Raw genomic sequence first — 12,819 nt, 5'->3', positions numbered from 1 at the left:
TTCTAAAAAAACGAATAATAAAATTAAAGATAGTACTTTTACACTAATAGCCCTAATAGTTAACCATTATGAAAAGCCAATTCAAATATGTATTGCTGTTTTTAATTCCTCTTTTATCATTACAAAGCTGTCAGGATCAGGACGATGTAATTACAAAACCTACTGACCTTGACATCCCTAAATTTATTTGGAGAGGAATGAACCAAATGTATTTGTGGCAGGCCGAAGTACCTGATTTAGCCAACAATCGATTTTCATCAAATGCAGAATACGAATTCTTTTTGAAAAGCTACGCCACACCCGAAACACTATTTAATAATTTGCTCTACAAACCTCCTGTTCCAAATGATAATTCGGCCGAAGTTGTGGATCAATTTAGCTGGATAGTCAGTGATTACCTTACACTGGAACAACAACTGGGAGGAACCTCAAAAAGCAATGGTGTAGAATTTGGCTTAAGTTCTATTAAAGACAGCGACCAGATTATTGGGTATGTTCGTTATATTATTCCAAATTCTGATGCTGCCGCAAAAGACATTCAGCGAGGCGAAATATTTTATGCCGTAAACGGAGTTAGCCTAAATCTGGCAAACTACCGCAGTTTACTTTCCAGTTCCAATGAAAATTACACTTTACATTTTGCCGAACTTACCTATGACAGCAATAACAATCCAGTGATTACTCCTAATGGAAAATCACTGGCTTTAACAAAAACCGTCCTTGCCGAAAACCCAATTCTCATAAAAAAAGTCATTACAAACGGCAATCATAAAATAGGTTATCTGATGTATAATGGTTTTTTTCCAAGTTATGATTCAAAATTGAGTGAGGTTTTTGGCTACTTCAAATCGGAAGGAATTACCGATTTAGTTCTGGACTTAAGATACAATGGCGGTGGTTCTGTACTCAGCTCGGCAAGATTAGCCAGTATGATCACAGGACAATTCAGAGGACAAATTTTTAGTGAATTAGCTTATAATCAGAAAAAATCATACCTCAACAGAAAATACACTTTTACAAGCACTATCAACGGAACCAGCATCAACAGCCTGAATCTTACTAAACTTTATGTTTTAACAACCAAAAATACAGCTTCGGCAAGTGAACTCATTATCAACGGACTCGATCCTTACATTAATGTAGTACAAATTGGCGATGCAACTTATGGGAAAAATGTGGCTTCGGTTACACTTTACGATTCTCCTAATTTGACTAAAAGCAATGCCAATAGCTCGCATCGTTATGCCATGCAATTAATCGTGGCACAATCGGTAAACTCAGTAGGTTTTGGTGATTATTTAGATGGTTTAATTCCGGATTACAAATTAACCGAAAGGATAAAAACCCTTGGAGTACTTGGAGATCCCAGCGAACCTTTGTTAAGTACCGCTATAGGAAAAATCACGGGAACAGCCCGATTGGTACCAACAGAAAAACCAAGCGACGATTTCAAATACATCAATGATTCTAAGAATTTAAAAGGACAAAATCAAATGTATATAGAATAACAAAAAATGCCGTCTTTGTAACAAGACGGCATTTTTTTATTTTTTTAGCAATTTTATTCGTTTTCTTCAATAAGGTGCGATTTAGAATAATTGCGCCATTTCTCGATACAATCCTTAAAATCATCCGGAAGTTCGGTATCAAAACGCATCATTTCTCCGGTATTTGGATGAACAAAACCTAATGTTTTAGCGTGCAAAGCCTGTCTTGGCAAGGCTTTGAAACAATTTTCTATAAACTGTTTGTATTTGGTAAACGTAGTTCCTTTTAAAATCAAATGACCACCATAACGTTCATCATTAAACAAAGGATGTCCTATGTGTTTCATGTGTGCTCTAATTTGGTGCGTTCTTCCAGTTTCCAGAATGCAGGAAACCAAAGTTACATAACCAAAACGCTCTAAAACCTTATAATGCGTAATAGCAGGTTTGCCTATTTCAGGATCAGCAAAAACAGCCATTTGCATACGGTCTTTTAAGTGACGCGCCAAATTTCCTTCGATGGTTCCGCTATCATCAGCCACATTTCCCCAAACCAGTGCCACATATTCCCTTTCGGTAGTTTTAGCTTCAAATTGTTTGGCCAGATGTGTCATAGCGGCTTCCGTTTTGGCAATGACTAATAAACCTGAAGTATCCTTATCAATTCGGTGCACTAATCCCGGACGCTCACTGCTGTTCATTGGCAAATTCTCAAAATGAAAAGCCAGAGCATTTACCAATGTTCCGGTATAATTTCCATGTCCCGGATGCACCACTAATCCCGGTTCTTTGTTAACCAATAACAAAGCGTCATCTTCATAGACAATATTTAACGGAATATTCTCCGGAAGCACATGGTTTTCAAACGGCGGATGCGATAACATAATAGTCACCACATCAAAGGGTTTTACTTTATAATTGGATTTTACCTTAGCATCGTTTACAAAAATATTGCCTTCGGTAGCGGCATTTTGTATTTTATTTCGGGTAGCATTTGGTATTAACCCCATCAAATATTTGTCAATACGCAATAATGCCTGCCCTTTAGGAACTTCAAATTTATAATGCTCAAATAATTCCTCGTCTTCTAAATCAATCGGCTCGATATTATTGTTCATTTGGCAATTCTTCTGTTGGTTCAGCAACTACAGTACTATCTGTTTCACTAGTAATTTCTTCTTCATAACTGGCTTTTCCATCACCTAAAACCAAATCGATTTTAGAAGATTTCAATACTCTGTCTCCGGGTTTTATATTTCTTCCTTTGTAGCGCATTTCTAAAACCATGTCTTTTCCAAGATTAGGAATATAGGTAATTGTACCTTCCTCAAGTCCTAATGCTCTCAATGTTGGCAAAGCCTCACGATAGGTTTTCTCAATCAGATTAGGAACCTTAACCGATGAAAACCCTGAACTGTTGATCTTAATATAAACTTTTCTTCCTTCTTTTACCTTAGCACCAGGCACCGGATCCTGCTGAACGACACTGTACTTAGGATAATCGCCTCTGTAATCAACACTGTCAAGCAATACGTAATCCAAATCCAATTCGTCTAACTTCTCTTCCACCTGTTCTTCGGTGAGTTTTCTCAAATCAGGTACCGTAATTTCATTTCCATGATCGGTTGTAAAAGTCAACCAGTGCATAAAAAGATAACCCAAAACGGCAATGATTAAAGCAGCAAGAAAAACCTGTGTAAAAAACACACGACTAGTAAGGTATTTACGTAAACTCATAAATTTAATTTTTTCAAAGGTCACAAAGATAAAGCTATTTGGTTTCAAAAAAAATGATAATTTTGTTTAATGTAGCTCAGTCCCGGACTTATTTATAGGATTTGAGCTATGCCGATAGCTATCGGGGCTAAAAAACAAATCGATTTTAAAATACAAACGCAACTAAATGAAAAACATTGCCATCATCATGGGCGGCTATTCCAGCGAGTACAAAATCTCTCTTATTAGCGGTAACGTAGTTTACAAATTTTTAGATCAATCAAAATACAACGGATTTCGAATCCATATTTTCAAAGAAAAATGGGTTTATGTAGATGATGCAGACAACGAATTCCCAATTGACAAAAACGACTTTTCAATAACGGTGAACGGCAACAAAATCAGTTTTGACTGCGTTTTCAACGCCATCCACGGAACTCCGGGTGAAGACGGTTTGATGCAGGCTTATTTTGAATTGTTAAACATTCCGCAAACTTCCTGCGATTATTACCAATCGGCATTGACATTCAACAAACGCGATTTACTTTCAGTTTTAAAACCTTACGGAATTAAAACGGCAATTTCTTATTATCTAAATAAAGGTGATGTAATCAACACCGCTGAAATTATCAATAAAGTAGGTTTGCCTTGTTTTGTAAAACCTAATAAAGCAGGTTCCAGTTTTGGGATTTCGAAAGTAAAAACCGAAGCCGAATTGCCTACAGCCATTGAAACGGCTTACAAAGAAGACAACGAAATTATCATTGAAAGTTTCCTTGACGGAACCGAAGTTTCAGTAGGTGTAATCAATTACAAAGGAGAAATTATTGTATTGCCAATCACCGAAATTGTCTCTGAAAATGATTTCTTTGATTACGAAGCCAAATACCAGGGGAAATCTCAGGAAATCACTCCGGCGAGACTTTCTGACGAAATGACTCAAAAAGTAGGTACTATTGCTAAACGTGCTTATGAAGTGTTGAAAATGAAAGGATTCTCCCGTTCTGAATTTATCATTGTCGATGGAGAACCACACATGCTCGAAATGAACACCATTCCGGGATTAACCACCGAAAGTTTGATTCCGCAACAGGCAAAAGCTGCCGGTATTTCATTGGAGGATTTGTTTACTAACGCTATTGAATTGGCATTAGCTTGATAAAAACATCTTTTTAAGCCACAGATTTAAAGGATTAATCTTTTAAATCTGTGGCTTTATTTTTGACATTTGTTAAGCAATTCTAAAACCATCCAATAAATTAATTATTTCATTAACTTTGTAAAAAAGAACGCAATATGATTGATTACAAACAACATATTACCATTAATTCAGAGATTCGATTTGGGAAACCTATCATTATTGGTACCTGAATTACAGTTTTTGATGTTTTAAACTGGTTAGCAAATGGAATGTCGTTTGATGAGATTATTACTGATTTCCCTGAATTAAACGAAAATCACATAAAAGCCTGTCTTGCCTACAGATTAATCTTTTAAATCTTTAGTTTACAAAGATTTCCTCTCAACCTTGTAAATTTCAACAAAGAAGGAATCTCATCTAGTGGAGCAAAGTTTAAAACCTTTACTTATCTATGTTAATACGAATTAAAACCTTAAGTCCACATTGTTAATATTTTATATCTCTATTTTTCTTGCTATCCAATTTCCTTCCTTCGAATATTTCCAAATTCTCCAATGTTTATCTGAAATTTTAAATGGTAAATTTAATTTTAAATCTTCTATAAATTCCTTTTCACATTGATGAATTTCCTCAAAAGGAAATGCAAACCAAACAGAAACAGTTGATTTTTCAGATATTCTCAAATACACTTGAGAATTTTTTAATCTAAAATCTATTTCTGGTATTAAGTCTTGATTTAATAATTCTAATTGTGTCTTAGGATCTTTAAAATAAAAATTCCATTTAAAATTTAATGAAATAGGTCCAAGTGGATTTTCAGATAGTTGTTTATTGAATTCTAAAATTTCAAATCCTCTTTTTATCTGTCTATTAGTCAAATACCAACTCCAAGATTTTAGATAGCCGTCATTTCTATATTTCGGAATTCCAAATTTTAGAATTATTTTAAACATAATTTGTGTAATCGAATATTTTTTTTCTTTCGATTTATATAACGTTAATTCTACTTGCTCTTCATTAATTCTAGAAGCATATCTGTTCAAGAAGTCTAAAATTTTATCATAATTTTCTTTTCCATTTTTATTTTTTAATGTATGTGCCCCACCTGATTTAATTGGCAGCCCCTGATATGAGACAAATTTTTTCATAAATATTAGCTAACTGGTTTAGAATAAATATCTTCAATCCTCTTCAACATTCAAAGAAATTAACAAAACTTTGCCTCGTTTTTTAAACTAATCAAATATATAAATATTATCTTTCAAAAACATTTTCTTTCTACTTCTTCGAACAATAAAGCTTCTAAAAAACACACTCTTCTAAAAACTTTTTAACTTAGCAACTCACAAGCTGGAAACCTAAAAAGCAACTAACTTTTCTATAACGAAAATTTCCTAAGAATTGAGAATCCTTTTTAGCAAAAACAATAAATAAGCTACAGAAAGAATTATCAATTATTGCTATATCTTTTAAAATAAACAGTTATTAATAATGAACTTAAGGCAACTACTAATTGTAATGCTCTTTCTTTCTGTTCCAACACAGGCTCAAAACACCGACAATCAAGAATTTGAAGTTCTCAATCAGTCTGAAAAATGGCACTTACAATTTCAGGATAGCGGCACAAAAGACTGGCAATCCAAATGGTTCTTAGACGGACTTCAGGCTGCTGTTAAAAACTCTAAAGTCGGAATGCTTTTCAATGCCGGAGAAAAAGCAGCATCCGATTCGGATCATGCAGTTCTTTGGACAAAGGATTCTTTTAAGGGAAATCTAAAAATAGAATTCAACTTTACCAGAAAAGATGCTGCAACTAAATGGGCTGTCATTTTATACCTTCAGGCAACCGGCACGGGAATTGCTCCTTATGTTGAGGATATTTCCAAATGGAATCATTTAAGAGAAATTCCGGCAATGAAAACCTATTTCAACAATATGAAAGCCCTGCATATTAGCTATGCTTCTTTTGAAAACGACAATACCAACAGCAAAAAAGATTACATCAGAGTACGCCAATATCCTGTAGTTCCCGGACAAAATTTTAACACTACTACCGAAATCCCGAATCCTTACTTTGAAACCGGATTGTTCAAAACGGATGAAACCTATAAAATTACAGTGATTAAAACCAATTCAAAACTCTATTTTAAAGTAGTTGGAAAAAACAGTTCCAAATTATTCTCCTGGAATCTTAAAAACCATCCCGAACTTATTGAAGGTAGAATTGGTTTTAGACAAATGGCTACCCGGACAGCTTTATATAAAAACATTTCGATTTACACAATTAAGTGAGAATTTTACACTTTATAATTAAAAAAACTTAGATTTGTAATTCACTATTAGCAAACCATACTATTATGAATTACAAGACAACTGCATTGTACCAACAATGCGTTCTGGCGCTGTTACTGCTGTTTAGTACCGCTACTTTTGCTCAAAAAATCGAGTCTTTTTTTCCTTCCAAAGATTTAACTTCAGTGGGAGTTTATTATTATCCGGAACATTGGGATCCAGCGCAATGGGAGCGTGATTTCCAAAACATGGAAAAAATGGGATTTGAATACACTCATTTTAGCGAATTTGCCTGGGCGCAACTCGAACCCGAAGAAGGCAAATACGATTTTAAATGGCTGGATAAATCTTTAGAACTAGCTAAAAAATACCATCTAAAAGTAATTATGTGTACTTCAACCGCTACACCTCCGGTTTGGTTGGTTCGCAAGCATCCGGATATTTTAGCAACTAATGAAGACGGCACTAAAATGGATCATGGAACACGCCAACATGCTACTTTTTCAAGTAATTATTACCGTTCTTATTCGATGAAAATGATTGCCGAATTAGCCAAAAGATACGGTAATGATAAAAATGTGATGGGTTGGCAGGTAGATAATGAACCACGTCGTTTTCTGGATTATGGACAGGATGCACACGAACGTTTCCGCAATTGGTTAAAAAACAAATACAAAACCATCGATGTACTTAACGAAGCCTGGGGGAATAATTTCTGGAGCGGAACCTACAGTAGTTTTGATGAAATTAATATTCCAAAACACGGCATTTGGGGAATGAATTTACATTCCCAACTGGATCATTATCGTTTTGCTGATGATGAAACGGCTACTTTTTTAGATGAGCAAGCCAAAGAAATCCGTAAATATTCGAATCCGGATCAATGGCTAACTTCTAATTATATTCCGATGTATGATGTGGGTTATGTGGGAGCCAGTAAAGAATTGGATTTTGTTTCTTACACCCGCTATATGGTTTATGGTGGTGATTTAGGCATTGGACCAAAAGGCTATCGTGTGGGCGAATATTCCCGAATTGCTATGTCGAATGATTTTTTCCGTCCAATGAAAGGCGCTTATGGCGTAATGGAATTGCAACCGGGACAGGTAAACTGGGGAAGCATTAATCCGCAGCCCTTACCGGGAGCTATGCGACTTTGGTTGTGGCATGTTTTTGCCGGTGGAAGTAAATTTACCTGCACCTATCGTTTTCGTGCGCCTTTGTACGGTTATGAGCAATTTCATTACGGAATTGTAGGTACCGATGGTGTTACGCCTACTCCCGGCGGACAGGAATTCAGCCAATTCATCAAAGACATTGCTGCTTTGAGAAAAAAATACAATCCGAAAGCAACATTACCAAAAGATTATTTGCAACGCAAAACCGGAATTCTGTTCAATGCCAATAATGTTATGGGAATTGATTTGAACAAACAAACCAACCAATGGAATACATTTAATCATTTTACAAAATATTACAAGGCTGCAAAATCCTTTGGCGCTCCGGTGGATTTTGTTCGTGACACAACTGATTTTTCAAAATATCCGGTGTTGCTAGTTCCGGCTTATCAAATGATCGACCAGCAAATGATTGATAAAATGACTGCCTATGCTCAAAACGGAGGAAACTTAGTATTAAGCTGTCGCTCAGGAATTCAAAACCGAAAAGGACATCTTTGGGAAGCCAAATTCTACGAACCAATGTGGAAATTAATTGGTTCCGAAGTGGAATCTTATGATTTATTGATGCCGCAATCACCGGATAAAATTAAATTCAACAATCAGGATTTTGATTGGGTAAGCTGGGGCGATTTATTAAAACCAAACAAAGGAACTGAAATCTGGGGCACTTTTCAGGGGGATTTCTATGCCGGAACTCCTGCTGTAATTTCGCGTAAATTAGGCAAAGGAACGGTTACTTACATAGGTGTGGATTCTAAAAAAGGAGATTTGGAGAAACAAGTTTTGACCAAATTATACCAACAACAAAATATCCCAATTGAAAATTATCCGGAAGGAATATTGGTAGAATACCGCGATGGTTTTGGGATTGCTGTAAACTATTCGGATAAAGTGTATGAAATGAAATTGCCTGCCAATGCTGAAATTATCATTGGAACAAAATCCATGAAAACCGCTGATGTATTGGTGTGGAAATACTAAAAGGGTTTGGAACGCTGATTAAACGGATTTAAACAGATAAACACAGATTTTTAAATTAATACCAATTTTAAAGTATGAATTGGGTCGGGCTTTAGCCCGATTTACAAATTAAAGCTTTCAAAAGGCTTTAGCCGAAATCTAAATCAAGATTAGGCTAAAGCTTTTTTGTTTTCTTGATTCTAATGTCTTTTACACCTTAAGAGAAATTATACAAAAACAATTAAGTCAATAGTCGTTTTTATAAGAATTATCTATACTTTAGCAAAAAAGAATATACTATTAAAGTAGCGACAATCTATCCTGTTTGGAGTGTATAGGCGCTACTTTGTAGCAAGTATATACAAGTTAGCAAACATTTTTATGGACGACCGCAATAAACATTATGCAGAATTGTATTTTGCAGAAAATACTAATGATATCGGAAAAAAAATCGACTTCTTTTCTTCGATGACTAATTGCTTGTTTGAACTAGCCAATAATCCTTTTGAAAGGAGAATTCAAATTAAAAGTCATCAGTCAATATTGGAAGCAAAAGCTTATCGTTTTGCATTTGCAAATAATTCGATAATCTCTTTAATTAAAGGAACTAAAGTGAAAATTTTAGATAAGGAAATTAACTCAATTGATATTGATTCTCTTAACTCTATAACTAGAATGCAAATCGAAACATTTTTAATTTTATTTTATTTAGTTTTTGATAAGGTTGAAGACGAAATTAAAGATTTTAGGTTAAATATTTACAAGTTGCATGCTTTACAAAAGCAGAACAACTTTGAGATTTCAGCAGATTTTATTGATACAGAAAATAGTCGAAAGAAGATAAAATTAGAAATAGAAGAAGCTATTGACGCTATTAAACAATCTAACTTATTTCAACAAGCTAACGAAACTAAGAAAAAAGAATACTTAAATCCAAGATATGCAAAACTTATAGAAAGCAAGCAATTGTTTGAGAGAAGTGGAATTCAAAAATCAAGGATAGATCAAATGTGGTCAATTTATTCAAACTATGCGCATTCAGAGTACATAAGCGATCGTCAGCATTATTGCAGAGTAATAAACCCTAATTCTAAAGTAGAAACTATTTCTTTAATTTTGGATATAAATAAGATGTTGACTTCAAGATTAATTTGGAATCTTAAGTTACTTTATAATGAAAATGTTGAAAAATATGATTCCTTTGATTTAAAAGATAAAGTTCATATTGAAACTTGGAAAGATATATAACAAAAACGTTTGCTAACAGTGGTTTTGCGAAATTTGGGCTTTAAGGCTTAATTTAAAGTTGGTTTTATATTTGTAAACCTTATCTTAAATTGTTAGTTTTGGGAGAACTAATCCCCAAACTTCGCAAAGCCACAGGACGTTACCTGCAATATTCTAACACGACTATGGACATCTATAACATTAGCGGAATCCGTGCTCACAAAGAGGAGCAACTTTGTCAACCAACCCGATAGCGCGGATTTGTAATCCGTGCCCACAAAGATGGGCAACTTTATTAACCAACCCCACACTGCCGCACGAACAATGTGATTAAGTTATGCGTATTTTGTGTCATTTCGACGAAGGAGAAATCACATAACGTGAGCAACTATTGTGATTCCTCATTCTTCGGAATGACAGACCTAGATAAATCTATCCTTAACTTAGGGACATTGGTCGCACGAATCCTTTCGTGTGGCTTCTTGATTAATTCTAATACCATTCTTGAAGTCTCAAAAAAATAAAAATCACCAACTATTTCATTCCAAACTCAAAAAAGCCCCCCTAAGATTCTCAATAATATCCGAAGCAATAAACGATTGAAAACCCTAAACACAATCTCAAATAAATGCTAACTAATAAGGCTTCGTTTTTTATTATCGAAGCCTTTTCTTTTTATTCCTCAATAACGTTTATTTCGCAAATACTGAGATTACTGCCTTTTTCAATAGCTGATTTGGCTACAAACTTGACATATCGGGCAGTAACTGTTGAAAAAAGTTGAATCTGCTCAATTGGATTATTTTTAATATTAGAAAATTCTCCTTCCGATTGCTTACTCCAATTAACCGCATCCAAACTTGTACTGAACTCATAATTAGCAATTAAATTGAGATGATGTCCCTGTTGTTTGGGCACATAAGAAAAACCTTTTATGCGCATTGTTTCCCCCATATCAATAACAACCTGCTGTGGAAGCTGATGAGTTGCATTCTCAAAACTCCAATCGGTCGCCGGATCTCCGTCTATAATACGCTGTATTGTATTCATATCACCGCTGGAAGCGGTAATCACCTTCCAGTTTTGTTTAGCCATTCCGTACTGAGCCATTTGTACGGCACTACTTCTCTGCTCTAATGTATCTACTGCAATGGCTTTTATTGTAACAGCTTTAGGGTGTTGAAAAGCAGTTTTGTACCAACTACTTTTTGCCGACGGAACGGAGCCATCAAGAGTATAATAAATTCGGCAGCCAGGTGCTGCTTTGATGGCTACTACACCTTTTTTATCTCTGCTAATCTCAGGCATTCGTACAAAAAAAGGCGCATTAAAAGCCTGAATATTGGCTAGTAAAACACAGGCTTTAGCATCGGTAATATTGACTCTCAGTGCCGAAGCTACAACCCTGTCAAATCTTAAAATTCTTTTGTAACCAATAGTCGTTTGGCTCGCAATTGTTTTCCATTTTCCATCAATCTTAGCCTCTACTGTAAATGCTTTTACTCTTTGCCCCAGCGGAATGTATTCCTGAAGTAATAGCCTGTTGACAGCTGTTGGTTTTTTAAATTCAAAAGTAATGGTAGCCTTTTTCACGGCATCATCTGTAGCCCAATAGCTGTTTTTATTACCATCAATTGCATTTTCAGGAGCATATTTTCGGTCATTTCCTCTGTAATTAGTAGTTGTTACTTTGGTTTTTGCCAGTACATCTGTTTTAAAATCGGCTTTGATTGCTGCGGTAAATTCTTTTAATCTTTGAATATCATTTTCGTTTATCAAACCTCTTTTATCAGGAGGTAAATTCAACAAAAGAGTTGCATTACGACCTACGGATTTATAATAAATATCGACCAATTCATCTAATGATTTGACTTTGTCGTCTTCGGAAGCATGATAAAACCAACCCGGTCTAATGGAAACATCGGCTTCGCCCGGAACCCATTTTTCGCCATCTTCATGTCCTGAGGTGTATTCAGAATAATGAACTTTGCCTGCCAAATCATCTTTTTGACGCAACAGACTCCAGTTGGTTTCATTAGCAAAACCTTCTTCATTGCCGATCCATCTGGCTTCCGAAGGACCAATTCCCCAAACCAGTGTTTTAGGCGCAATTTTATAGATTAACTGATAGGTTTCCTCCCAGTCATAATACTCTAATGTGTTTATTTTTCTAATTTCATTGGCACCGCCATAATAGCCATCGCCACCATTAGCACCATCAAACCACATTTCGAAAACATCGCCGTAATTTATCAATAACTCTTTTAATTGATTTCTAAAATAGCTTATGTAAGCCGGTTTTCCATAATCGGGATGATTTCTATCCCAGGGAGAAAGATACAACCCCAATTTAAGACCGTATTCTTTGCAGGCTGCGGCTAATTCTTTGACAACATCGCCTTTTCCGTTTTTCCATGGAGCATTTTTTACAGAACGTTCAGTATAGGCCGATGGCCATAAACAAAAGCCATCGTGATGTTTTGCTACTAATATAATTCCTTTCATTCCGGCTTCTTTTGCCACTCTGGCCCACTGACGCACATCTAAAGCGGTTGGGTTAAACAATTGAGGCGATTCGTCCCCAAAACCCCATTCTTTATTGGTAAAAGTGTTTAGCGAAAAATGGATAAACGCATAAAATTCCATTTCCTGCCAGTCGATTTGTTTCTGAGTGGGCACAGAACCAAATGGCTTTGGGACATCGGAGGATTTCTGAGCGTTGACAGTCGATACTATTCCTAAACAACATAATAAAAAGAAAAACTGCTTCATCTAAATTGTAATTTACCGGGTATGAAAAATATTGGAATGATAA

At 35.3% G+C, this 12,819-nt stretch carries 11 protein-coding genes; 7 read left to right on the top strand and 4 right to left on the bottom strand.

Features of this window, described 5'->3' with window-relative positions; translation table 11 throughout:
* Positions 1-68 precede the first annotated feature (68 nt).
* Complete coding sequence (locus tag IEV84_RS13910) at positions 69-1,508, top strand: GFO_1087 family putative carboxy terminal peptidase (RefSeq protein ID WP_188494944.1); 1,440 nt, start codon at positions 69-71, stop codon at positions 1,506-1,508.
* A gap of 53 nt (positions 1,509-1,561) precedes the next feature.
* Here the strand turns inward: IEV84_RS13910 and IEV84_RS13905 are convergent, their stop codons facing one another.
* A complete protein-coding gene (locus IEV84_RS13905; protein WP_188494942.1) occupies positions 1,562-2,605 on the bottom strand; it encodes an RluA family pseudouridine synthase in 1,044 nt (347 codons plus the stop codon).
* Positions 2,595-3,224 carry a PASTA domain-containing protein gene (locus IEV84_RS13900; RefSeq protein WP_188494940.1) on the bottom strand — a complete coding sequence of 210 codons (630 nt, stop codon included), beginning with the start codon at positions 3,222-3,224 and terminating at the stop codon, positions 2,595-2,597. Before IEV84_RS13900 ends, IEV84_RS13905 begins: the two co-directional genes overlap by 11 nt.
* A 166-nt stretch (positions 3,225-3,390) precedes the next feature.
* Between IEV84_RS13900 and IEV84_RS13895 the strand changes: the two genes are divergently transcribed.
* Positions 3,391-4,362: a D-alanine--D-alanine ligase gene (locus IEV84_RS13895; RefSeq protein ID WP_188494939.1), complete on the top strand. Its 972-nt coding sequence runs from the start codon at positions 3,391-3,393 to the stop codon at positions 4,360-4,362.
* A 212-nt stretch (positions 4,363-4,574) separates the two neighbouring features.
* On the top strand, positions 4,575-4,700 hold the full coding sequence (locus IEV84_RS16540; RefSeq protein ID WP_262891690.1) for a DUF433 domain-containing protein: 126 nt from the start codon (positions 4,575-4,577) through the stop codon (positions 4,698-4,700).
* Between the two features lie 138 nt (positions 4,701-4,838).
* Here the strand turns inward: IEV84_RS16540 and IEV84_RS13885 are convergent, their stop codons facing one another.
* Complete coding sequence (locus IEV84_RS13885) at positions 4,839-5,492, bottom strand: hypothetical protein (protein ID WP_188494937.1); 654 nt, start codon at positions 5,490-5,492, stop codon at positions 4,839-4,841.
* Between the two features lie 343 nt (positions 5,493-5,835).
* On the opposite strand from IEV84_RS13885, the gene IEV84_RS13880 reads away from it, so the two are divergent.
* The 4 genes from IEV84_RS13880 (at position 5,836) to IEV84_RS16580 (ending at position 10,258) form a co-directional block, all read left to right on the top strand.
* Positions 5,836-6,636 (top strand): DUF1961 family protein, encoded by an 801-nt coding sequence (locus IEV84_RS13880; protein ID WP_229732696.1) that lies wholly within the window; start codon positions 5,836-5,838, stop codon positions 6,634-6,636.
* 65 nt (positions 6,637-6,701) lie between these two features.
* Entirely contained in the window at positions 6,702-8,798 is a 2,097-nt protein-coding gene (locus IEV84_RS13875) for a beta-galactosidase (protein WP_188494935.1), read from the top strand.
* A 360-nt stretch (positions 8,799-9,158) separates the two neighbouring features.
* A complete protein-coding gene (locus IEV84_RS13870; RefSeq protein WP_188494933.1) occupies positions 9,159-10,025 on the top strand; it encodes a hypothetical protein in 867 nt (288 codons plus the stop codon).
* A 98-nt stretch (positions 10,026-10,123) separates the two neighbouring features.
* On the top strand, positions 10,124-10,258 hold the full coding sequence (locus IEV84_RS16580) for a hypothetical protein (protein ID WP_262891689.1): 135 nt from the start codon (positions 10,124-10,126) through the stop codon (positions 10,256-10,258).
* A gap of 421 nt (positions 10,259-10,679) precedes the next feature.
* Here the strand turns inward: IEV84_RS16580 and IEV84_RS13865 are convergent, their stop codons facing one another.
* Positions 10,680-12,776: an alpha-L-fucosidase gene (locus tag IEV84_RS13865; protein ID WP_188494932.1), complete on the bottom strand. Its 2,097-nt coding sequence runs from the start codon at positions 12,774-12,776 to the stop codon at positions 10,680-10,682.
* Between the last annotated feature and the right edge of the window lie 43 nt (positions 12,777-12,819).

The sequence above is a fragment of the Flavobacterium palustre genome (assembly GCF_014639535.1).
GTDB classification, from domain to species: Bacteria; Bacteroidota; Bacteroidia; order Flavobacteriales; family Flavobacteriaceae; genus Flavobacterium; species Flavobacterium palustre.
The sequence above is the reverse complement of the archived record's forward strand: the minus strand, read 5'-3'. Positions and strand labels throughout refer to the sequence as shown.